Origin of the sequence: Streptomyces hokutonensis (assembly GCF_000376565.1) — a bacterium.
Lineage (GTDB): Bacteria > Actinomycetota > Actinomycetes > Streptomycetales > Streptomycetaceae > Streptomyces > Streptomyces hokutonensis.
Map to the genome: position 1 here is coordinate 20,597 of NZ_BARG01000101.1, position 20,809 is coordinate 41,405.

Genomic DNA, 20,809 nt, shown 5'->3' on the forward strand with positions numbered 1-20,809 from the left:
CGCAGGTCTCCTCTGGTCACCCATACGGAGCAGCCCACGCGGCCACGCCTCCTTCGCGCTGCTCCACTTGATGCTTACAGGGGGCTGGTAGTACCCACCGAAGGAAGTGCCGCTCATGGCTGTCCCTGAATCCACCCTCGCCATCGACTTCACCCAGGGGCTGAACGACGCCTGGTCGAAGGTCGCGCAGTTCGTGCCCCAACTCATCGGCTTCCTGGTCATCCTCGCCATCGGCTGGTTCGTGTCGAAGCTGATCGCCCGCGTGCTCGACCGGGTACTGCGGCGCGTCGGCTCGGAGAAGCTCTCCGAACGGGCCGGTACGGAACGGATGTTGCGGGACTCCAAGTACGACATGACCGGCATCGTCTGCAAGATCGTGTACTACGCGCTGATGCTGATCACCCTCCAGCTCGCGCTGGGCGTCTTCGGCACCAACCCGGTCAGCACGATGATCAACGGCATCGTGGCCTGGCTGCCGCGCGGCATCGTCGCGGTGGTCCTGATCGTCGTGGCGATGGCCATCGCGAACGCGGTGCGCGGGATCGTCGGCAGCGCGCTGTCGTCGATGTCGTACGGCAGGATGCTCGCGACGATCGTGTGGGCCTGCATCGTGGCGCTCGGCGTGATCGCCGCGCTCGGCCAGGCCGGCATCGCGACGACGGTCACCCAGCCCGTCCTCTACGCGGCCCTCGGGACCGTGGCCGGAATCCTGATCGTCGGTGTCGGCGGCGGCATGATCGCGCCGATGCGCCAGCGTATGGAGCGCATGCTGATGGCGGCGGAGCGCGAGACGACCAACGCGAAGGGCAGCCTCACGGCGTACCAGGCGGGCCGCGCGGACGCGATGGGCAACCAGCCGGTGCGGGAGCGCACGGATCTGCGGGGCGATGACATGCCGGGGTCGTCCACCATGTAGCGGTGGCCGGTATCGGCGCAGGTGAGGTGGGTGATCCGGAGTTGATTCGCCCCTGGGGCGGGACTGTCGGATCAACTCCCCGGCGATGACGATCGGAGGCGTCGCCACCCGTGGCGGGTGGTGGCGCCGACCGACGTATCGACGAGGAGAACGACCATGAAGGTGTTTCCGCGTGGCCGCCGCCGACTGGCTCTGCTGGCGCCCGCTCTCGCCCTGGTGCTCATCCCCTTCTCCACGGGGACCGCCAGCGCGAACTCCAGCCCCGGCTGGGGCGACGACAAGCCGGACGTGCTGGCGAGCTGCAACCACGACAGCGGCAGCCGGAAGCCCGACCTGTGCCAGTACCACGAGGTCAACGCCTGGACCGCGCTCGGCAAGCGGCACCAGGCCAGCAACGTGGTCGCGAACTGCGCGGGCACCGACAACGGCACCTACGCCGTGAACTACACCTATTCGACGAACACCTCGTACTCCTACGAGCAGGGCCAGAGCATCGAGGTCAGCGCGGGCCTGTCGGACACCTTCGAGGCGGGCATGAAGGCCAGCTCGTCGTCCTCCGAGACCTGGACCCTGGGCAACACCCGCACCGCGAGCAGCACCATCACCAACACGATCCGCCCCGGCTACAAGGGCGCGTACTGGTTCGCCCCGTACGTCCGCCACTCGGTGGGCTGGCTGGAGGTCCACTACGGCAAGCGGGTCGACGGCCACTACTACTGGTACTACCCGGGCCAGGGCTCCTCGGGCATCCACATCGACACCCCGGTCGCCTGGTCGGACGGCTCCCTGAAGGGCGAGCTGTACTGGGCGACGTGGAAGTGCTGAACCCGCACCACTTGGTGAACCGGACGGGCCCGGCCGCGCAGGCCGGGCCCGCGTCGTCGGCGGCGGTCGGGGCGTTCGGGGCAGCTGGGGCAGCGTTTCACGCCGCCGGGCTTTACGTACTCAGAGATCAGTGACGGGACGTCCGCCATGACGACGAGCCCCTGTCACGGACACGAGGTCAGGGATGTGGGCGGGCGTGATCAACTCGCTCCGCAGGTTCGGACGGTGTCGGTGCCGGGTCTCTCCCTCGTACCGGGCCATGCACCTGCTGGCCGTCGAGGTCGTCTCCCCGTCGAATCCCGGCACCGACTACGACGCCAAGAGCCGCGACTACCCGGCCATGGGCATCCCCCACTACCTGATCGTCGATCCGCGCGACGGCACGTGGACGTACCAGTGGCAGGTCGGCGGGCGACGCGGTTCCCCGGAGTACGAGAACCGTTTGCGCCGGCCCTACGGGAACACCGTCGCCCTCGCGGGCGGGTGGAAGGTCGCGACCGGCGGTCTGCCGTTCTTCTGCCGTTCTACCCGCGTACGGACGTGACGCTTGCGCCCGAGTGAGATGCCGGCAGGCGGTCCGCCGCCTTGGCCGGGCTTGCCGCTGCCGCGCCGATCAGGGCGGCTACGGCGATGACGGCGGCGCAGAATCCTCTGACGTAACGCGCGGACATACCAACCTCGCAACGACAGTGACGGCGACGGCAACAGCGATGAGTTAAGCACGCTTAATGCGTGCCTAACTTAAGGGGTTGGAGTGCGCAACGGGAAGGGCTTCAGGGGGAGTTGAGCCAACGGAAACCTGTTTTCAGTCACCCCGGCGCTGCTCCGGCAGCAGTCCGTGCCGGTGTACCAGCCAGCTGATGGCCGTCAGCCTGCACACCGCGTAGTCGTGCCCGACCGGCTCCCGCCAGTCCAGCTCCGCGAGCGCGTCCAGAAAACCGAGCGCGTAGTCGGTGAGGTCCGCGTGGTCCGGGGCGGGCGGTGCCAGATCCGGCCCGCCCGCCGACAGGCGTTCCCGCAGTTCGGCGACATGCTGATCCACCGCGGCCGTGAACGCAGGCTCGAAGGCGAACTCCGCGAAGCGGGGCCCGTAAGCGCTGCTGATCTTGACCAAAGGGGACATTTCTCCACCGTACGGCAGCCTGGCGCGGGTGGGTTACGTGATTCCCGTCACCGGGATACGACGGACTGGTTACGCTCGGCGACAGGCCGTAACTACTCGGAGGTGGCTGTCGCATGGTCCACGTTCGTCAACTCGACCCGAGCGCATCCCCGTTGGACTACTTCGGCTACGAGGCGCGCCGCTTGCGCGAGGCGGCCGGCATGACGCTGGAGCAGCTCGGCAAGGTGATCTACTGCACGGGCTCCCTGATCGGCCAGGTCGAGACGGCGTCGAAGGTTCCGAGCCGGACGTTCGCGGAGGCGCTCGACGCGGCGTTCATGACGGACGGCTTCTTCAGCCGCCTGCTCAAGCTGGTGCTGCGCAGCCAGCTGCCGAAGTGGTTCCAGCCGTACGCGGAGATGGAGGCGAAGGCGGCGTTCATCTCGACGTATCAGTGCCAGGTGGTGTACGGCCTGCTCCAGACACCGGAGTACGCAGCGGCGCTGGTGGCCGTCGAACACCCGGACAGGGTCGAGGAGTTGGTCGCGGCGCGCATGGAGCGGCAGCGCATCCTGGAGAAGAAGCAGCCACCTGCGGTGTGGGTCGTCCTGGACGAAGCTGTGCTGCTCCGCGAGGTCGGCGGCCGTGAGGTCATGCGCAAGCAACTCGCCCGTCTCGTGAGCTTCCGGGACAACCCCTGGGTCAACATCCAAGTGCTGCCGCTCGCTTCGGGTGTGCACGCCGGGATGGTGGGCTCCTTCAACCTCCTGCGCTTCGACGACGACCCCGACATCTACTACTCCGAGGGCTATGACCAGGCCCATATGACCGCCAACCCAGACGTCATCAGGGAGCGTTCCGTCGGATACGCTCGCTTGCAGGCCGACGCGCTCTCGGTGGAGGACTCGGCCGACCTGATCACGCGCGTGATGGAGGAACGTTATGGAGACCGGGCGGAAGACGTGGCGTAAGTCCAGTTACAGCAGCACCAATGGCGGTGACTGTGTTGAGTGTGCCCCCCTCGGCACCATGGAGTGGCGCAAGTCGTCCTTCAGCGGCAGCAACGGCGGTGATTGCGTCGAGGTCGCGACCGCAGCGACCCCCTGCATCGCGATCCGTGACTCCAAGAACCCCGGCGGAGCGATCCTCACGGTCTCCCGTTCGCGCTTCGTGGAGTTCGTCGACTCACTTTGAGGAGCACGATGGAGCTGGCCAACGCACAGTGGCGCAAGTCCAGTTACAGCAGCACCAACGGCGGTGAGTGCGTAGAGGTCGCTGACCGCACCCCTCACATCGCGATCCGTGACTCGAAGAACCCCGGCGGAGCCATCGTCACCGTTTCCCGCAGCCGCTTCGAGGACTTCATCAACTCGCTCTCTGTGTAACTGAGTTACTGGCCAGTCTGTAACTCGGCTTACTGGCATGATTAATGCATGGTGAGACGGGACGACCCGGAAGTCATCGGGCGCAGGGTCCAGCAGTTGCGGCACGAACGCGGGCTCACCCAGCGGCAGTTGGCCGAGCCCGCCTACACGCCCGCGTACATCTCCACCCTTGAGGCCGGCCGGGTCCGCCCCTCCGACGACGCGCTGCGCCACCTCGCGGAACGGCTCGGCGTGGCCTACGACGAGCTGGCCACCGGCCGCCCCGCCCACCTCGCCACCGAACTGCGCCTACGGCTGACCGGCGCCCAACGCACCCTGGCGACAGGGGAGTCGGAGGAGGCGGCGGAGCAGTACGCCGAGCTGCTCGCGGAGGCGGAGTCGCACGGGCTGGTGGACGAGGAAGCCATCGCGCTGCTCGGGCTGGGTGAGTGCGGCCTCGACACGGGTGATCTCACCGCCGCCCGCATGTACTTCGAGCGAGCCGAGCAGCGCCTCGCCGACGAACCCCTTCCCTCCCGCGTCCCCGCCATCCGCGGCCGTGCCGTCGCGCACTACCTCACCGGTGAACTCCGTTACGCCGTCTACCTGTTGGAGTCCACGCTCGACGAGCTGAACCGCGGCGGCCTGCACGACCCCGACGCGCTCCTGCTGCTCTACGCGAGCGCGATAGGGCCGTACATGGACATGGGAGCGCACGCGAGGGCGGCCCAGGCGGCGGAGCTGGCGCTCGCGCTCGCGCCGCAGGTGGCGGACCCGGCGCTGCTGGCGCGCATGCACCGTTCGGTGGCGCGCACGCTGATAGCGGAGGGCAAGGTCGCGGAGGCCGACGCCTCGCTCGCGAAGGCCGCCGATCTGTACCGCCAGCTCCAGTTCCGTACCGAGCTCGCCAACTGCCACTGGATGCGCGGCTACGTCTACGCCCAGGACGGCGAACTGGAGCGCGCCGAGGTCGAGTTGAGGCAGGCGCTGGCCATGCTGACGGCGAAGCGCGCCGCGCTGTACAGCAGCCAGGTCGCGGTGGAGCTGGCCGACGTCCTGCACAAACGCGGCAAGTCCGAGGAGGCCGCCACCCTCCTCCACGACGTCCTCAACGACCTCAGCTCCGAACGCGGCGCCCTCCACTCCGCCGCCGCCCACCGCCTCCTCGGCATCATCGCGGAGGACGCCCGCGACACGGACGCGGCCGAGGAGCACTACGTCCGCGCCCTCAGCCTCCTGGAGCGCGCGGGCGCGGCCGGCGACCTGGCCGACCTGTGCCGGATGCTGGGCGATCTGCTCCGCCGTACCGGCCGGGTGGAGGCGGCACTCGACGCCTACCGCACGGGCCTCGGCCACCGTACGGCCCCCGGGACGACGACCCTCGGACCGGCGCCCGCACAGCCTCCTCTTTGACAAATCGGGGATACCGCACAGCGCCGACGGTTACCGTGCCACGTACGAGTGCCAGGCGTAATCGTGCGAAACGGGATGAGACAGGCGCGTGCAGAACGAACGGACCGTGGTCGACGGCCTGCGCCTGGCCGTACGCGCCATGGTCTACGCGGTACTCGGCGGCGCCGCCCTCATAGCGATCGCGACAGTCGTCTCCGTCCTCGGCCCGATGCTGGCGATCGACCTCTACACCCCACCCGTGGCGGCCTGGTGGACGGTCTTCACGGCGGTGGCGGTACAGGGCGTCCCCTTCCTGCTCCTCGGCACGGTGGTCTCGGCGGCGATCGGCGCCTTCGTCCCCGAGCGGGTCTTCACCCGCCTCCTCCCCCGCAACCAGGCGCTGGCCGTCCCGATCGCGGGCGCGGCAGGAGTCGTACTCCCGGGTTGTGAGTGCGCGTCGGTCCCGGTGGCGAGCAGCCTGATGAGACGGGGGGTGGCCCCGGCAGCGGCGCTGGCGTTTCTGCTGTCCGCTCCCGCCATCAACCCGGTTGTCCTGGTGGCCACTTCGATCGCGTTCCCGGGCCAGCCGAAGATGGTGCTGGGCCGCCTGGTCGCGTCCCTGGCGACGGCGGTGGTGATGGGCTGGCTGTGGGCGCGCTTCGGCAGGGAGGAGTGGCTACGACTCCCGAAGCGCACGCGGACCACGGCGTCTTCGCCTGCGGGTATGAAGGCCTTCGTCGCGGGCCTGCAACACGACTTCCTCCATGCCGGCGGTTTCCTGGTCCTGGGCGCGGCAGCGGCGGCGACCTTCAACATCGCCGTACCGCGCTCGATCCTGGACATCTTCACGGGCTCGTCCTGGCTGTCGCTTCTGCTGCTGGCCCTCCTGGCGGTGGTCCTGTGCGTATGCAGCGAGGCGGACGCGTTCGTAGCGGCTTCGCTGAGCGGCTTCTCACCTGCCGCGAAACTGGCGTTCATGGTGGTGGGCCCGATGGTCGACCTGAAGCTGATCGCGTTGCAGGCGGGCACGTTCGGCCGCTCCTTCGCCCTCCGCTTCTCCTCGACGACCTGGCTGGTCGCCGTAACGAGCAGCACGCTCGTGGGCTGGTGGTTGCTGTGAGGCGCTACGGCTCGGCGGTCCTCCTCCTGCTCACGGGCGGGGCGGTGCTGCGGATCTCGCTCTTCAGCGACCTGTATCTGCGGTACGTACAGGCGGCGTTGCGGCCGTACTTGGTGATCTCCGGTTCGCTGCTGATGCTGTTGGGGGCGGTGGCGGCGATCAGGGGGATGAGTCACAGGGACCACGAGGAGGAGGAAGAAGAGGAGGACGGGCACTCCCATGGTTCCCACGGCCCCCGCATCGCCTGGCTCCTCACCCTCCCCGCCCTGGCCCTCCTCCTCTTCCCACCCCCCGCGCTGGGCTCGTACAGCGCGGGCCGCGAACAGGCACAACTCGCGGCACAGGGCGTGGGCACCTTCCCCGCGCTGCCCGCCGCCAAGGTGCTGGACATCTCGGTGGCCCAGTACAGCTCCCGGGCGGTCTACGACACCGGCCACTCCCTCAAGGGCCGCACGGTCCGCATGACGGGCTTCGTCACCCACGGCTCGAACGGCACCTGGTACGTCACCCGCCTCGTCGTCACCTGCTGCGCCGCCGACGCCACGACCAGCAAGGTAGAGATCAGAGGCACCGAATCCGACGACGCCCCCCAGACCGACACCTGGGTCACCGTCACCGGCACCTGGCTCCCCAAGGGCAAACTCGGCACGGACGGGGCATGGCCCCCACTCCTCGACGCGAAGACCGTCACGCAGGTGAAGGAGCCGGCGGATCCGTACGAGAAGCGTTGAGGCCGTTCCGGAGATGCGGGTGATTCCGGAGCGTTAAGGTGCTGGTGATGCGCAGGGTGTGGGGCGTGTCACTCATCGCTACGAAACAGGGGTCGCGGGGGCAGCCCGCGCGGCCGTGCATCTGGGGGGCCTCATGCACGAGATGGTCAAGGGCGGGAACGTCGGTCTGGCGTCGCTGAGCGAGGACATCGGTTCGGTGCTGATGAGCCTGAGCTGGGGGAGCCCGACGGGAGAGGGCGACGCGGACGTCTCCGTACTGCTGCTGACCGGGGACGGAAAGGTGCGCAGCGACGGGGACTTCTACTTCTACAACAACCCCGTCGCCGCAGACGGAAGCGTGCAACTGCTCGGCAAGGCACCGACGGCGGACGGCAGCGAGGACCGGATCACCTTCGACCTGACCGCGATCCCGGCCGGCGTCGAGCAGATCGTGGTGGCGGCCAGCCGCTACGAGAGCGCCCGCTTCTCCGAACTCCAGGACCTGCGGCTGACGTTGGCCGACGGTTCCGGCGAAAGCCTGCTGCGCTTCTCGATCGACGATCCGGGCGAGGTCAGCGCGCTGCTCTTCGGCGAGTTCTACCGGCGGGGCGGCGACTGGAAGTTCCGCGCGATCGGACAGGGCTACGAGTCCGGACTCGCCGGTGTGGCAACGGACTTCGGCGTTGACATCGACGACGACGCGGACGTGGAGGCTGCGCCTGATGCCGAGTCCGAGGGCGAGTCCGAATCCGAGGGTGCGACCGAAGTCCGTACGACGGAAGCCGTCGCCGCGATTCCCGCGCAGCCGCCGAGCCCCGCAGTCGAGTCGGTTCCCGAGGTCTCCGAGGCCTCCGAGGTCGCGACCGCCGCGCGTCCCGCCCGTCCTCGTACCGCCAAGAAGAAGGTCACCCTGCCGAAGGTGGCCAAGAAGTCCCTCGCGGAGAACGACTCCTGGCGACGTGCCCGGCTCTTCCCGGCCTCCGCGCTCAAGAGCGATCACGAGCGGGAGACCCGGGCGACCTCCGTGCTGCTGTCGGTGATGGCCCAAGTACCGGAGTTCGGGCGGCGGTTGACGGCGGCCTTCGGCGCTCCGGTCGGCCGGATGGAGACGTTCACCGAGGTCACGCTCCCCAACGGCGAGTCCCCTCGGCGGCCCGACGGGGTGATCCGGGTCGAGCGTGCGGGCAAGCTGTGGACCGCGCTCGTCGAAACGAAGACGAACGGCAACCCCCTCAAGCCGGACCAGGTGCAGGCCTACGCCGACATAGCGGCCCGGCGCGGGTACGAGGCCGTCATCACGCTCTCCAACGACGTCGAGCTGGAGGGCAGCCCGTTGGTGGAGGTCAAGCTCGACGGGCGGCGCAAGAACAAGGTGGCGCTCTGGCATCTGTCCTGGGCCGAAGTCGCCCACCAGGCACAGATGTTGATCCGCCACGAGGGTGTGGGCAACGCGGCGCACGCCTGGCTGCTCCAGGAACTGCTCCACTACCTCCAGCACGAGAACTCCGGCTGCCACGGCTTCCAGAACATGGGCCGCTCCTGGGTCCCGGTACGCAACGCGATCGACGCCGAGACCCTGTGCCAGGGCGACCCGCGCGCGGTGGAGGTCGTGGAGAGCTGGGAACGGCTGGTGCGGCAGGTGTGTCTGCGGCTGGGCGGCGAACTCGGCGAGAAGGTGCTGCCGGTGCAGCGGGCCAAGCGAGGCACCGATCCGGCCTCCCGGCGCGCCGCTCTCGCCGACCGGCTCTGCGTCGACGGCAGACTCGACGCCGAGCTCCGGATCGAGGGCACGCCCGGTGTCCTGGCCCTCTGCGCTGACCTGCGTACCGGCAAGCTGCGGACGTCCATCGAGATCGCCGCCCCCGATCAGGGTTATCCCCTCAGCTGGGCCAAGCGGCTGATCCGCAGGCTCGCCGAGGCGCCGGCCGACCTCCATGTCGAGGCGGTGCTGGAGGGGCAGACGGGCGGCGGTCCGCGCGGCACGCTGGAACGCCTGCGTCCCGAACCGGCCGACATCCTTCCCAAGAACGGAGCCCAGATCACCGGCTTCCGCCTGTCCCTCTTCAGAGGCATGGGCAACACCCGGGGCACCGCCGAATCGGGCTTCATCCGCAGCGTCGACGAGTCCGTGGACCGGTTCCACGCGAGCGTGGTGGTCCACCTGGACGGCGGCCGTACGACGCGTTCGCGGAAACCCGTCGAGGCCTGAGGTTCTTCGCGAGCCGCCGTTTCCTAGACCTGCACCCGCCCCTGCCGCTGCACATCCGTCAACCGCTGCGCCCCGATCTCCAGTGCCCGGCTCATCGCGTCCGGGGGGACATTCGCGAGCCCCCCGTTCGTGAGGGTGATGGTGTCGTCGCCGATGCGGACGGCGGCGGTGTCGAGGGTGAGGGTGGACTGGTCGCCCTCCGGGGTGGTGCCGGTGAGGGTGAGGTGGAGGCCTTCGCGGGCGTCGCCGACGTTCGGGAGGGTCGCTTCCGTGACCGTCACCGACTGGACGCCCGAGCGGGTTGTCGTCGCTGTGAACTGGGCGCACTTCTGCGGGAGCGTCTTCAGCCAGGCCAGGGTGCGGTCCACGTCGGCGGACTTGAACGCGGCCACCTGGTAGTGGAGTTGGGCCTCGTCGTCGGTGTCGTCGAGGCCGATGACCGCCTGGGCGGTGGCGGGGGTGCCGAGGAGTTCGTCGGCGTAGAGCGCGTCGAGGAGACGTTGGCAGTCGGGGTCGGCGGTCTTCGCCTTGAGGAGGCTGTCGCGCCAGGTCGCCGTGCCCTGGGTCGGGGTCCAGGGGGCGCCCAGGTCCGTGTCCGCGATCAGCGCGGTCTGTGCCTGTGCCTGGGTGAGGACGGGGGCCGCCGCCGGGGACGCGTGTGCCGCGGGGGTTCGTACGGGCGAGACGGAGGGCGCGCTCGTCACCTTGTGCAGGGCGGCCTCGTTCGCGCAGCCCGCGGCCGTGAGCAGGGTGCCCGCCGACAGCGCCGAGGCGAGGAGGAGGACACGGGCCGGGGAACGGGTCATCGAGGGTCCCTCCTGGGGCGGACGCGTGACGCGGATGCGGGGCGCGCAGGTCGGCGCGTGCTCCCACGGCACCATCGCCCGCGCCCGCCCACCAGCGCGCCGGGCCGTCCGGGTGACTGCCGGGCCCGGCGCGGGCCATCGGGAAACCAATACCGAGCATTCGATTCCTCATTGGCCGCCCGTCCGCGCCCCGCCTACTGTCGGAGTCAGATCACCGACCACCGCCCTGGAGACCCCCATGTCGAAGATCCTCTTCGTGCTGACCGGCGCCGACCACCTCACCCTGGCCGACGGGACCCCGCACCCCACCGGCTACTGGGCCGAGGAGGCCGTCACCCCGTTCGAGGCGTTCAAGGCTGCCGGTCACGAGGTCGTCGTCGCGACGCCTGGCGGTGTCGTACCGCCCGTGGACCGGGGCAGCCTCGCCCCCGACTACAACGGCGGCCAGGAGAACGCCGACCGCGTCGCCGCCGTGCTCGCGTCGAGCCCCGAGTTCCAGCACCCGGTCAAGCTGACCGAGGTCGACCTCGCCGACTACGCCGCCGTCTACTACCCCGGCGGCCACGGCCCGATGGAGGACCTCGCCGTCGACGCCGACTCCGGCCGGCTCCTCACCCAGACCCTCGCCTCCGGCAAGCCGCTCGGCGTCGTCTGCCACGGCCCGGCCGCGCTCCTCCCGGCCGTCAAGGAGGACGGCACGAACGCCTTCGCGGGCCGCCGCCTCACCGGTTTCACCAACGACGAGGAGATCCAGGGCGGCCTCGCCGACAAGGTGAAGTGGCTGCTCCAGGACCGGCTCGTGGAGCTCGGCGCGGACTTCCAGCAGGGCGAGCCGTGGGCGCCGTACGTCGTGGTCGACGGCAACCTCGTCACCGGCCAGAACCCGGCGTCCTCCGCACCGGTCGCGGACGAGCTGCTCAAGAAGCTCGGCTGATTAATTCCGTCGCGGGGGCGGTCGTACGACTGCTACGGTTTGCCACATGAAGCGCGCCAAGCCGTTCGTGTCGGCTGTGACGACGACGCCGGAGAGTGTCCCGGCGCGCTGACTGCTGACCAAGTCGAAGCCCCGGGGCGAGTGCCCCGGGGCTTCGTCACGTGGTGCTCGCCCTTTGATTTCCAAGGGAGTTCACCATGTACGACCACCGACGTCTCGGCCGCGAGCTCGGCCTCTTCGACACCGACCCCCTGATGGGCGCGGGGCTGCCGTACTGGCTGCCCGACGGTGCCGTCGTCCGGCATCAACTGGAGGAGTATGTAAGGGGGTTGGAGTCTGCGGCCGGGTATCGGCACGTGTACTCGCCCGTCCTCGGCAAACGTGAGCTGTACGAGATCTCCGGGCACTGGTCGCACTACAGCGACGACATGTTCCCGCCCATGCAACTGGGCGCGGAGGAAGTCGTGTTGCGGCCGAGCCTCTGTCCGCACCACGCGCTCATCTATCGTTCCCGCTCCCACAGCTATCGCGAACTACCCCTCCGCATCGCCGAGTTGGGCGGTATGTACCGCTCCGAACTCTCCGGCGTCCTCGGCGGTCTGACCCGCGTCCGCGCCATCCAGCTCAACGACGCCCACATCTTCTGCACCCTCGACCAGGCCGTCGAGGAGGCCCGCGCCGCCCTCGACCTCATCGCCCGCGCCTACGCCGACCTCGGCATCCGCGCCTCCCGCTACCGGCTGTCGCTGCCGGGGGAGGGCGTCTCCGGCGGGGGCGGCAAGTACGTTGCGGATCCGGCCCTTTGGCAGCGGGCGACCGCGATGCTGCGGGAAGTTCTCGACGCGTCCGGGGTGGCCTACGAGGCCGCCGAGGGCGAGGCCGCCTTCTACGGCCCGAAGATCGACGTCCAGATCGAGGACGCGGCGGGCCGCGAGGCCACCCTCTCCACCGTCCAGATCGACTTCCACCAGCCCGAACGCTTCGACCTGCACTACATCGGCCCCGACGGCGCGAAACACCGGCCGGTCATGGTGCACCGCAGTGTCATCGGCAGCGTGGAGCGCGCGGTGGCACACCTGGTGGAGGAGCACGGCGGCGCGTTCCCGGCATGGCTGGCGCCCGTGCAGCTGGCCGTCCTCCCGGTGTCGGAGGCGCAGGAGCAGCACGCCTACGACCTCGCCGAGCAGGCCCGCGCCCAGGGACTCCGTGCCGAGGTCGCCGTCGAGGGCAGCCTCGGTGCCCGGATCCGGGCGGCGCGACTGGTCCCGTACCAGGCGGTGATCGGCGAACGGGAGGCCGACGCCGGCCTGGTCGCCGTACGGCTGCGGGACGGCCGTCGGGTCGACCCGCTGGCGCCCGCCGACCTGCTGCGTCGCGTCAGCGCGCGGGTCGGGGCGCGCGGCGCCGAACTGTGGGCGGATGCGTAGGGTCGCAACCGGACAGCGCTTTTGTGTTGCGAGGTCCCTGCTGTGTACGGCTGCGGGACGGGCGCCGGGTCGACCCGCTGGCGCCTGTCGACCTGGTGCGTCGCGTCAGCGCGCGGGTCGGGGCGCGCGGCGCCGAACTGTGGGCGGATGCGTAAGGTCACAATCGAACAGCACCCTTGCGTCGAGAGGACCCTGCCGTGACCGGTCAGCCCATCCCCGTGATCATCGACTGCGACACGGGGGTCGACGACGCCCTGGCGCTGCTGTTCGCCGTCCGGCACCCGGGCCTCGACCTGCGCGCGGTCACCTGCGTGGCCGGGAACACGGACGTGGACCAGGTCGTACGGAACACCCTGATCGTCCTGGACCACGCCGGGGCCGGTGACATCCCGGTCGCGCGTGGCGCCGCCCGGCCGCTGATCGAGCCGGCCCGCTCGGCCGCGCACGTCCACGGCCAGGACGGCATGGGCGACATGGGCCTGCCCGCGTCGGCGCGCACGCCGGTCGACGTGGACGCGGTGACGCTGCTGCGCCGCGAGATCCTGGCCTCCCCGCGCCCGGTCACCCTGATCCCCACCGCCCCGCTGACCAACATCGCGCTGCTGCTGCGGACGTTCCCCGAGGTGACGGCCAACATCGAGCGGATCGTGTTCATGGGCGGCGCGGTGGCGGTCGGAAACGCCACGCCCGTCGCGGAGTTCAACGTGTGGCACGACCCGGAGGCGGCGGCGATCCTGCTCACGGCGGGGGTGCCGATCACGATGTACGGGTTGGACGTCTTCGAGCGGGTCCAGGTCCCGGCCGCCGATGTGCAGCGCCTGCGGGAGAGTGCCGTGCCCCGGCTGAAACTGGCGGGCGACCTCCTCGCCCACCGCGACCCGGCCGCCTCCGGCGACCCCACCCCCACCGGCGGCCTCGGCGACGCGGGCGCGGTCTGCGCGGTCGCCGACCCGGGCGGCCTCACCACCCGCCTGCTGCCGGTCGAGGTCTCCCTCGCCCCCGGGCCGTCCCGCGGCCAGACCATCGTCGACCGCCGCCCCCGCCACGGCGAGTCCGAGATCCACGACGGAGCACGCGAACAGGCCCTGGTGGACGTGGGGTTGGACGTGGATGTGGAGCGTTACGTGAAGCTGTGGCTGGAGACGGTCGAGGGTTCGGCCTCCACGGATTCCGGCGCCGCCCCCGCGTGATCTCGACAGGACAGCTCCCACCGGCGAAGTTATCCTGGAGGTGATGAAGACCATCCGGGCCGAGCCCGGGGTGGGGGCCGGCCGCCTGTCTGGCGGAGGCGACACCTTATGCGCAGGAAAGCGAGTTGGGCAGCCACGGGAGTTCTGGCCGTGGTGTTCGCCATGAGCGCTACCTCGGCACATGCCGTGCCGGCAGACGATCCGTCGCCGCAGGAACTGTACGAGGACGCCGCGCCGGCGACGGTCCATGTGATCGTGACCACGGGCTACGGTCTGGCTCTCGGCACCGGCTTCATCTACGACGCCGACCAGGGCCTCATCGTCACCAACGCGCATGTGGTGGAGGGCGGGGCCGCCGTGAAGGTGGGCATCGACAACAAGGAACCGGTGGCCGCCCGGGTGCTGGGCAGCGATCCCTGCGAAGACGTGGCCGTCCTCGAACTCGCCTCTCCGCAGAGCGACTTGAAGGAGCTCGAGTTCGGCAGCAGTGCCGATGTGAAGACCACGGACGAGGTCACGGCCATCGGCTATCCGGGTTCCTTCGAGAACCCCGCCACGCAGAAGGCCATCTACACCGCGGGCACCGTGCAGTCGACGGACGTGCCCGCCGATCCGAGCCCGTCACTTCCGCACTACGCGTCCACCATCCAGCACTCCGCGACCCTCAACCACGGCAATTCCGGCGGGCCGTTGCTCGACAGCGACGGAAAGGTGGTCGGGGTGAACACCCTGGGCAACGACGAGGCGCAGGGGCAGTACTACTCGATCTCCGGCGACCATGTGCGCTCGATGCTCGACTCGCTGGCCGCGGGAGACACCAAGAACAACGCCGGATGGATGCTCTACTCCCTGAACGACCCCAATCTGCCCTACATCTACTCCGAGCCGCGCGATCAGCAGGCCATGCGGCAGAACCAGGAACGCCTCCTCCAGGACGGGGTCCAGGGAGTGTTCGTCGCCAGCACGACGGCCAACTCCCCGGCGGAGAAGGCCCGTCTCGAATCCGGTGATGTCATCACCGCGATCAAGGGAGCGCCGACCGCACAGGTCAGCGACGTGTGCGACGTACTGCAGTCCGCGGCACCCGGCGAGAAGCTGGCGGTCGACGGTGTCTACACCTTCAACGCCCAGGACGTGAACAAGCAGTTCGAGGACCCGTGGAACACCAACGTGGTGCTGCCGGCCAAGTAGGGCCCCGGCGCCCGCCGGAATGAACGACCCCGCCGTCCCACAGGCCTTGCGGCTGCTGCGGGCGGCGGGGGTCGTGGAGAGGGAAGGGGCGGTTACGAGTGCGTCGCCCGGCGGCGACGCGTAGCCACCACGATCGCCCCGCCGCCGGCCAGCAGGGCCGCCGCGCCGCCGACGATCGCGCCGGTGTTGCTGCCGCCACCGGTCTCGGCGAGGTCTCCGCCGCCACCGTTGGGCGAGGGGGCCGCCGCCGGGGCGCTGCTCGAACCGGAAGCGACCGGGGTCGGGTTGTCGGACGGCGTGGCCGACTCGGAGGCGCTGGGGGTCGGGGTCGAGGACTCGTCGGCCGGCGGGGTGGACTCCGGGGCCGACGGGGGGACCGACGCCGGGGCGGACGGGGACGGGGGCTGGGACTCGGTGGTCGTGCAGTCCTTCGTGCCGCCGTTCCAGGCCGCGATCAGCTTGTCCTTGATGACCGTGTGGTCGGGGCCCTTGGGCAGGTCGCCGTGGACGAGGCCGTCGCCGGCGGCCGGGTTGCCGTCGAACTTGACCGCGCCGCGGTAGAGGTCGATCTGCGCGAAGCAGCCCTCGTCCGGCACCGCGATGTCGAGCGAGTCGGTCTGGCCCTTCTTCACGGTGACCGTGTCGAAGTCGACGAAGACCTGCTGGCCGGAGGTGGCGAAGGTCGGGCCGTGCGCGATGTACGAGGCGAGCGAGGCGGTGCAGGTGGACGCGTCGCCCGCGGTGCGGACCTTGATGTGGACCTTGCCGTCGTCGGTGGGCTTCAGGTTCTGGTCGTCGACCTTGACGGAGGGGAAGAAGCTGGTGCCGTCCAGCGAGAACTGGCAGCCCTCGGTCTCGGTGACCGTGCCCGCACCGGAACCGGGCTTGTAGTGGCCGCCCGATTCCCAGCCGTCACCGCCGCCGCCGTGCCCCCCGGTGGCCCAGGCGCCGGACGCGGCGGCTACGGAGGCCGCGGCGAGGGCGAGGGAGGCGGCGCCCGTCCCCAACAGGCGGCGCACGGTGACACGACTGGCTATGGACATACTGATCCCATCTGGCGTGTACAGGGTGTGGAGGGTGTGGATCAACGCGAGAAGCACTGGGCCCATTGGTCACATGCGCCACAGCGTGTGCACATCGTGGGTCCACCGGAAGAAGACTGTCAACTCGCCTCGGTGTAGAGGGAATTCATAAGGAGACCACGTGTCCGACCTGTCCTCCCGTGACCCGAACTGGTGGCGTCAGGCCGTTGTGTACCAGGTGTATCCGCGCAGTTTCGCCGACGCCGACGGCGACGGACTCGGGGACCTGAGGGGCATCACCGGGCGGCTCACCCACCTCGCCGCCCTGGGCGTCGACGCCCTCTGGCTCAGCCCCTTCTACCCGTCCGAACTCGCCGACGGCGGCTACGACGTCGCCGACTACCGCGACGTCGACCCGCGCCTCGGCACCCTCGACGACTTCGACGCGATGGTCGCCGAAGCACACCGGCTGGGCCTGAAGGTCATGGTCGACATCGTGCCCAACCACACCTCGCACCTCCACAGTTGGTTCCAGGAAGCGCTGGCGGCCGGTCCCGGTTCCGCCGCCCGCGACCGGTACGTGTTCCGGGACGGGCGCGGCGACGGCGGTCAACTCCCGCCCACCGACTGGCCGTCCGTCTTCGGTGGCAGCGCGTGGAAGCAACTCCCCGACGGACAGTGGTACTTGCACCTCTTCACCCCCGAACAGCCCGACCTCAACTGGGACAACGAGGAGGTACGGGCCGACTTCCGCACCACGCTCCGCTTCTGGTCCGACCGGGGCGTCGACGGTTTCCGCGTCGACGTGGCCCACGCGCTGGTGAAGGACCTCGGCGAGCCGTTGCGGGACATCGGCCCGCTCGCGGCCAACTCCGAGGCAGTCCTGGACTCCCTCCCGCCAGGCACCCACCCCTACTACGACCGCGACGAGGTCCACGAGATCTACCGCGACTGGCGCCGCAGCGTCTTCGACACCTACACCCCGCCCCGCATGGCGGTCGCCGAGGCCTGGGTACCGGCCGCCCGCCGCGCCCTCTACGCCCGCCCCGACGAACTCGGCCAGGCCTTCAACTTCGAGTACCTGGAGGCCGGTTGGGACGCGGACGAACTGCGCGAGGTGATCACCGGCTCGCTCGCCACGGCCCACGCGGCGGGCGCCTCCGCCACCTGGGTGCTCTCCAACCACGACGTCGTACGCCACGCCTCGCGCCTGATGCTGCCGAGGGGCACCGACCCGAACACCTGGCTGCTGTCCGACGGCCGCACGCCACCCGTCGACACGACGGCCGGCCTGCGCCGCGCCCGCGCCGCGACCCTGCTGATGCTGGCGCTGCCCGGATCGTCGTACGTCTACCAGGGCGAGGAACTCGGACTGCCCGAGGTCGCCGACCTGCCCGTCGAGGTCCTCCAGGACCCCATCTGGGAACAACAGGGCCACACCCACAAGGGCCGCGACGGCTGCCGGGTCCCCCTGCCGTGGACCACGACCGGTCCGTCGTACGGCTTCGGGTCCGGCCCCGCGTGGCTGCCGCAGCCGGCGAGCTTCGCGTCGTACGCCGTCGAGGCACAGGACGGGAGCGAGGGCTCGACCCTGGAGTTCTACCGCAAGGCCCTGCGGCTGCGCCGCAAGCTGCTCGAGGGGGAGTCGCTGACCTGGGCCGCGGACAGCCCGCCCGGAGCGCTGCACTTCACGCGCTCCGAGGGCTGGCGGTGTGTCACCAACCTGTCGGCGGAGCCGGTCGCCCTGCCGCCGGGGGAGGTGCTGCTGAGCAGCGAACCGGCGGCGGGCGAGGGGCAGTTGGGGCTGCTGGCTCCGGACACGACCGTGTGGCTGGGGGCGTAGCGCACGCTGCGGTGCACTCACCCCACGGTCGGGGTCTGGCTGGCGCTGGGTGAGGCCTCGCCCGGCAGGACCGGCGGTTGGGTGGTGCTGTTCACCGGCGGGGTGAGGACGACCTCCGGCGCGCCCGCGGCCGGGGGCGGCGGGGTCAGGTCCACGGCCGGCAGCTTCGGCGGGGTCGTCTCCTGGAAGAGGACCTGGCTGAAGTTGACCAGGCCGGTGTCCTCCATCACCGTGATGTGGTCCAGGACCGTCGCGTTGGCCTGGTTGGCCAGGACCCGCACCAGGGTGTTCTCGGTCGTCCCGCGGATCTTGGCGATGGTGGCGAAGATCGAACCGTGCGTGACCCGCAGGATGTTGGCGAAGTCCGTGTCGAACTGCTTGCCGCTGTCGCCGTTCAGGGTGTTGATGAACCCCTGCTGCTGCGGGCTGGGCTGGTTCGGGATCGTGATGTTGAGCATGGGTGCGATCTTGCGGACGGTGGAGTCCAGCGCCGCGTGCCCGTCGATGAGGTGCTTGCTCGCGGTGATGACCGCCGGGCTCGCCCCCTTCTTCAGTCCCATCTGGCCGACGGGGTACTCCCACAGCCCTGCCGCGCGCACCTTGACCACGAAGTCGCGGTCGGCCTCGGTCAGCGGCCCCCACTGCGTGTTGGCGATCACACGTGAGGGCGAGCTGGAGACCGTGTTGACGCCCAGCATTGCCGGATAGGCGAGGGCGACGAGGGTCAGGCTGAGGGCACCCCCCACAACCATCGTTCCCGTCGCGTTCCGCGAAAAGCGCACCGTACCTCCTGTGTCGTGGACCGCCCGTCGGCGGTACGGACAGTGGGGAGTACGGATCGGGGAAGCGCTCGAAGTCTTTGGTTTTGGTAAAGCCCGAGTGGGGCGCGTCACAAGTGGCGGGTGATGCCTCCGGTTCGGCGCCCCGATTCCGGCTGGGTCGGGGCTAGTTGAACTGACCGGGCTGGTAGTCGCCGGCCGGCATCGTGAGCATGACGTTCATGCGGTTGAAGCTGTTGATGAGGGCGATCAGTGAGACGAGGGCCATGAGCTGCTCGTCGTCGTAGTGCTTCGCGGCGTTCCCCCACACCTCGTCGCTCACCCCGCCGGCCGCGTCCGCGATCCGGGTGCCCTCCTCGGCGAGTTCGAGCGCGGCGCGCTCCGCGTCGGTGAACACGGTGGCCTCGCGCCACACCGCGACGAGGTTCAGCCGCACCGACGTCTCGCCGGCCGCCGCGGCGTCCTTGGTGTGCATGTCGGTGCAGAACCCGCACCCGTTGATCTGACTCGCCCGGATCTTCACCAGCTCCTGCGTGGCGGCGGGCAGCGGCGAGTCCTCGATGACCTTGCCCGCCGCGATGAAGTGCTTCAGGGCCTTGCCGGCGACGGGGCTGGTGAAGGCGTTGAGTCGGGCACCCATGGTGGGCTCCTCTGCGGTTCGTTGTTTCGTTGCCGTTGCTTGCACAGGACTGACGAAACGGGCGCCGCGAATGTGACACGTACAGGGAGCGGCGCGCGAAAACCGGTGGAGCTTCGGCTCTCTCTCCCTCTACCGTGCTGCCCGACCGAGTCGTCTGGGCAAGGACGTGCCGTTGTACACCGTGTGAGACCCCCCGAGTGCTGAATCGTCGCGCGTCGCGCTGTTGCGCCGCGCTCCTTTTTGCTGCGGTCTTCTCACTGGAACCGGTGTACTCCTGTGCTCGAAACCTGGGTGGTCATGCCCACCTGCCTGCCACTCGTCCGCCGCCGCTGCCATGCGTGCGGGGCCGGACACTTCCAAGCAAGCGGCAAGTTCCGCGTCAACGCCCACCACAAACTGCTGGACGTCTGGCTCCTGATCCTCTGCACGAGGTGCGGGGACACGGCGAAACTCACGGTCATGGAACGGGCGAACGTACGCTCCATACGACCGGAACTGCTGGCCGGCCTACACGCCAACGACCTCGCTCTGACAGCGGAGTTGCTCCAGGACCCCGCCCTGCAGCGCCGTAACCGCATCGCCCTCGACTGGTCCGGCGCGTGGCGTCTCGACACGGGCGGATCGGACCACCTGGACCGCGAGGCGATCGACATCGCGGTCCGCTTCACGGCCCGGATCCCGATCCGCCCGGCCCGACTGATCGCGGAGGGCTGCGCCCTGCCCCGGGCCGAGGTCGAACGCCTCATCACGGAGGGCCGGTTGGTCTCGACCGCCCGCCTCAACGACAGGGTCTCGGACAACTTCACGTTCACCCTGAAACGCTGACGCTGCTGCGCCCGTGGGGCCTGCCTGGCGGGTTCTACGGGCGCGGACGGCACTGCGGATCTGTCCGTCCGACGGCGAGGACTTCCTGCTCGCCGTCGAGGCACAGGAGCGGCGGGACGAGAGGAAGGAGCAGAGCTGGGCGTACTGCGTCGCGTATCTCCAGTCGAAGTACAAGCTGCCGGTGCTGCTGCTCGTGGTCTGCCGTGACCGGGCCACGGCCAAGTGGGCGGCCGGTCCGTTCGACTGCGGTACGCGTGGCTGGACGGTCCAGCGCACGTGCCCCCTCGTCGTCGGGCCGGACAACCTCCCGATGATCACGGACGTGCGGAGCGCGGCGAAGCATCCCGCGATGGCCGCGTTCTCCGCGCTGACACACGCCAACAGCCCCGAATGCGACGCCATGCTGGACGCACTGGACCAGGCCCTCGGTGACTGGCTCGACCGTGCCGGCACGGTCGACCACGCGGAGGAGTTGTTCACCGCGGAGGCGGAAGGCCAGGAGTAGGTCAACGCC

The 20,809-nt window shown here is 69.8% G+C and carries 22 protein-coding genes; 17 read left to right on the top strand and 5 right to left on the bottom strand.

The genetic code is table 11. The annotated features are described in order from the left end of the window. Positions 1–115: 115 nt before the first annotated feature. The 3 genes from SSP08S_RS57605 (at position 116) to SSP08S_RS57615 (ending at position 2,285) form a co-directional block, all read left to right on the top strand. Positions 116–916 (top strand): mechanosensitive ion channel family protein, encoded by an 801-nt coding sequence (locus tag SSP08S_RS57605; RefSeq protein ID WP_019075038.1) that lies wholly within the window; start codon positions 116–118, stop codon positions 914–916. Between the two features lie 156 nt (positions 917–1,072). Continuing rightward, positions 1,073–1,741 carry a hypothetical protein gene (locus tag SSP08S_RS60340; protein ID WP_019075039.1) on the top strand — a complete coding sequence of 223 codons (669 nt, stop codon included), beginning with the start codon at positions 1,073–1,075 and terminating at the stop codon, positions 1,739–1,741. A 259-nt stretch (positions 1,742–2,000) separates the two neighbouring features. After that, a complete protein-coding gene (locus SSP08S_RS57615) occupies positions 2,001–2,285 on the top strand; it encodes a Uma2 family endonuclease (protein WP_019075040.1) in 285 nt (94 codons plus the stop codon). A 261-nt stretch (positions 2,286–2,546) separates the two neighbouring features. On the opposite strand, the gene SSP08S_RS49215 is transcribed toward SSP08S_RS57615, so the two are convergent. Continuing rightward, positions 2,547–2,864 (bottom strand): DUF6401 family natural product biosynthesis protein, encoded by a 318-nt coding sequence (locus SSP08S_RS49215; protein ID WP_026179485.1) that lies wholly within the window; start codon positions 2,862–2,864, stop codon positions 2,547–2,549. 113 nt (positions 2,865–2,977) lie between these two features. Here SSP08S_RS49215 and SSP08S_RS49220 point away from each other — a divergent pair, with 113 nt between their 5' ends. The 7 genes from SSP08S_RS49220 to SSP08S_RS49250 all read left to right on the top strand — a co-directional run bounded on the left by SSP08S_RS49220 (position 2,978) and on the right by SSP08S_RS49250 (position 9,638). Further along, positions 2,978–3,814: a helix-turn-helix domain-containing protein gene (locus tag SSP08S_RS49220; RefSeq protein WP_019075042.1), complete on the top strand. Its 837-nt coding sequence runs from the start codon at positions 2,978–2,980 to the stop codon at positions 3,812–3,814. Positions 3,815–3,872: 58 nt separating this feature from the next. After that, complete coding sequence (locus tag SSP08S_RS49225) at positions 3,873–4,037, top strand: DUF397 domain-containing protein (RefSeq protein WP_019075043.1); 165 nt, start codon at positions 3,873–3,875, stop codon at positions 4,035–4,037. 8 nt (positions 4,038–4,045) lie between these two features. Then, entirely contained in the window at positions 4,046–4,228 is a 183-nt protein-coding gene (locus tag SSP08S_RS49230; RefSeq protein WP_019075044.1) for a DUF397 domain-containing protein, read from the top strand. Between the two features lie 48 nt (positions 4,229–4,276). Further along, positions 4,277–5,620 (top strand): helix-turn-helix domain-containing protein, encoded by a 1,344-nt coding sequence (locus tag SSP08S_RS49235; RefSeq protein ID WP_019075045.1) that lies wholly within the window; start codon positions 4,277–4,279, stop codon positions 5,618–5,620. A gap of 139 nt (positions 5,621–5,759) precedes the next feature. Beyond that, positions 5,760–6,719: a permease gene (locus SSP08S_RS49240; protein ID WP_102133578.1), complete on the top strand. Its 960-nt coding sequence runs from the start codon at positions 5,760–5,762 to the stop codon at positions 6,717–6,719. Further along, positions 6,716–7,450: a TIGR03943 family putative permease subunit gene (locus SSP08S_RS49245; protein ID WP_019075047.1), complete on the top strand. Its 735-nt coding sequence runs from the start codon at positions 6,716–6,718 to the stop codon at positions 7,448–7,450. Before SSP08S_RS49240 ends, SSP08S_RS49245 begins: the two co-directional genes overlap by 4 nt. Positions 7,451–7,583: 133 nt before the next feature. After that, positions 7,584–9,638 (top strand): TerD family protein, encoded by a 2,055-nt coding sequence (locus SSP08S_RS49250; protein WP_051106140.1) that lies wholly within the window; start codon positions 7,584–7,586, stop codon positions 9,636–9,638. A 23-nt stretch (positions 9,639–9,661) separates the two neighbouring features. Here SSP08S_RS49250 and SSP08S_RS49255 read toward each other — a convergent pair whose 3' ends face one another. Next, the gene (locus SSP08S_RS49255) at positions 9,662–10,444 is read right to left on the bottom strand and encodes a hypothetical protein (protein ID WP_019075049.1); all 783 of its coding nucleotides are present in this window, start codon (positions 10,442–10,444) and stop codon (positions 9,662–9,664) included. A 238-nt stretch (positions 10,445–10,682) separates the two neighbouring features. Between SSP08S_RS49255 and SSP08S_RS49260 the strand changes: the two genes are divergently transcribed. From SSP08S_RS49260 to SSP08S_RS49275, 4 genes are all read left to right on the top strand, one after another. Then, positions 10,683–11,378, top strand: a complete 696-nt coding sequence (locus tag SSP08S_RS49260) for a type 1 glutamine amidotransferase domain-containing protein (protein WP_019075050.1) — start codon at positions 10,683–10,685, stop codon at positions 11,376–11,378. Positions 11,379–11,575: 197 nt separating this feature from the next. Next, positions 11,576–12,805: a threonine--tRNA ligase gene (gene thrS, locus SSP08S_RS49265; protein WP_019075051.1), complete on the top strand. Its 1,230-nt coding sequence runs from the start codon at positions 11,576–11,578 to the stop codon at positions 12,803–12,805. Positions 12,806–13,002: 197 nt separating this feature from the next. Further along, on the top strand, positions 13,003–13,995 hold the full coding sequence (locus SSP08S_RS49270; protein ID WP_019075052.1) for a nucleoside hydrolase: 993 nt from the start codon (positions 13,003–13,005) through the stop codon (positions 13,993–13,995). 162 nt (positions 13,996–14,157) lie between these two features. Further along, positions 14,158–15,186: a S1C family serine protease gene (locus SSP08S_RS49275; protein WP_245608117.1), complete on the top strand. Its 1,029-nt coding sequence runs from the start codon at positions 14,158–14,160 to the stop codon at positions 15,184–15,186. 92 nt (positions 15,187–15,278) lie between these two features. Here SSP08S_RS49275 and SSP08S_RS49280 read toward each other — a convergent pair whose 3' ends face one another. Further along, the gene (locus SSP08S_RS49280; protein ID WP_026179487.1) at positions 15,279–16,229 is read right to left on the bottom strand and encodes an LAETG motif-containing sortase-dependent surface protein; all 951 of its coding nucleotides are present in this window, start codon (positions 16,227–16,229) and stop codon (positions 15,279–15,281) included. 160 nt (positions 16,230–16,389) lie between these two features. Here SSP08S_RS49280 and SSP08S_RS49285 point away from each other — a divergent pair, with 160 nt between their 5' ends. Continuing rightward, positions 16,390–18,051, top strand: a complete 1,662-nt coding sequence (locus SSP08S_RS49285; RefSeq protein ID WP_019075055.1) for a glycoside hydrolase family 13 protein — start codon at positions 16,390–16,392, stop codon at positions 18,049–18,051. A gap of 17 nt (positions 18,052–18,068) precedes the next feature. On the opposite strand, the gene SSP08S_RS49290 is transcribed toward SSP08S_RS49285, so the two are convergent. Further along, complete coding sequence (locus tag SSP08S_RS49290; protein WP_019075056.1) at positions 18,069–18,797, bottom strand: DUF4142 domain-containing protein; 729 nt, start codon at positions 18,795–18,797, stop codon at positions 18,069–18,071. A gap of 199 nt (positions 18,798–18,996) precedes the next feature. After that, positions 18,997–19,470 (bottom strand): carboxymuconolactone decarboxylase family protein, encoded by a 474-nt coding sequence (locus tag SSP08S_RS49295; RefSeq protein WP_019075057.1) that lies wholly within the window; start codon positions 19,468–19,470, stop codon positions 18,997–18,999. A 297-nt stretch (positions 19,471–19,767) separates the two neighbouring features. Between SSP08S_RS49295 and SSP08S_RS49300 the strand changes: the two genes are divergently transcribed. Then, positions 19,768–20,295, top strand: coding sequence for a DUF1062 domain-containing protein (locus tag SSP08S_RS49300; protein WP_078532825.1), 528 nt, complete (start codon positions 19,768–19,770; stop codon positions 20,293–20,295). 13 nt (positions 20,296–20,308) lie between these two features. After that, a complete protein-coding gene (locus tag SSP08S_RS49305; protein ID WP_019075059.1) occupies positions 20,309–20,800 on the top strand; it encodes a hypothetical protein in 492 nt (163 codons plus the stop codon). Positions 20,801–20,809 lie beyond the last annotated feature (9 nt).

Coding starts and splice junctions, on each gene's coding strand:
- SSP08S_RS57605 (WP_019075038.1), top strand. CDS start 116: ATGGCTGTCCCTGAATCCACCCTCGCCATCGACTTCACCCAGGGGCTG.
- SSP08S_RS60340 (WP_019075039.1), top strand. CDS start 1,073: ATGAAGGTGTTTCCGCGTGGCCGCCGCCGACTGGCTCTGCTGGCGCCC.
- SSP08S_RS57615 (WP_019075040.1), top strand. CDS start 2,001: ATGCACCTGCTGGCCGTCGAGGTCGTCTCCCCGTCGAATCCCGGCACC.
- SSP08S_RS49215 (WP_026179485.1), bottom strand. CDS start 2,864: ATGTCCCCTTTGGTCAAGATCAGCAGCGCTTACGGGCCCCGCTTCGCG.
- SSP08S_RS49220 (WP_019075042.1), top strand. CDS start 2,978: ATGGTCCACGTTCGTCAACTCGACCCGAGCGCATCCCCGTTGGACTAC.
- SSP08S_RS49225 (WP_019075043.1), top strand. CDS start 3,873: ATGGAGTGGCGCAAGTCGTCCTTCAGCGGCAGCAACGGCGGTGATTGC.
- SSP08S_RS49230 (WP_019075044.1), top strand. CDS start 4,046: ATGGAGCTGGCCAACGCACAGTGGCGCAAGTCCAGTTACAGCAGCACC.
- SSP08S_RS49235 (WP_019075045.1), top strand. CDS start 4,277: ATGGTGAGACGGGACGACCCGGAAGTCATCGGGCGCAGGGTCCAGCAG.
- SSP08S_RS49240 (WP_102133578.1), top strand. CDS start 5,760: ATGGTCTACGCGGTACTCGGCGGCGCCGCCCTCATAGCGATCGCGACA.
- SSP08S_RS49250 (WP_051106140.1), top strand. CDS start 7,584: ATGCACGAGATGGTCAAGGGCGGGAACGTCGGTCTGGCGTCGCTGAGC.
- SSP08S_RS49255 (WP_019075049.1), bottom strand. CDS start 10,444: ATGACCCGTTCCCCGGCCCGTGTCCTCCTCCTCGCCTCGGCGCTGTCG.
- SSP08S_RS49260 (WP_019075050.1), top strand. CDS start 10,683: ATGTCGAAGATCCTCTTCGTGCTGACCGGCGCCGACCACCTCACCCTG.
- thrS (WP_019075051.1), top strand. CDS start 11,576: ATGTACGACCACCGACGTCTCGGCCGCGAGCTCGGCCTCTTCGACACC.
- SSP08S_RS49275 (WP_245608117.1), top strand. CDS start 14,158: ATGAGCGCTACCTCGGCACATGCCGTGCCGGCAGACGATCCGTCGCCG.
- SSP08S_RS49280 (WP_026179487.1), bottom strand. CDS start 16,229: ATGTCCATAGCCAGTCGTGTCACCGTGCGCCGCCTGTTGGGGACGGGC.
- SSP08S_RS49295 (WP_019075057.1), bottom strand. CDS start 19,470: ATGGGTGCCCGACTCAACGCCTTCACCAGCCCCGTCGCCGGCAAGGCC.
- SSP08S_RS49300 (WP_078532825.1), top strand. CDS start 19,768: ATGCCCACCTGCCTGCCACTCGTCCGCCGCCGCTGCCATGCGTGCGGG.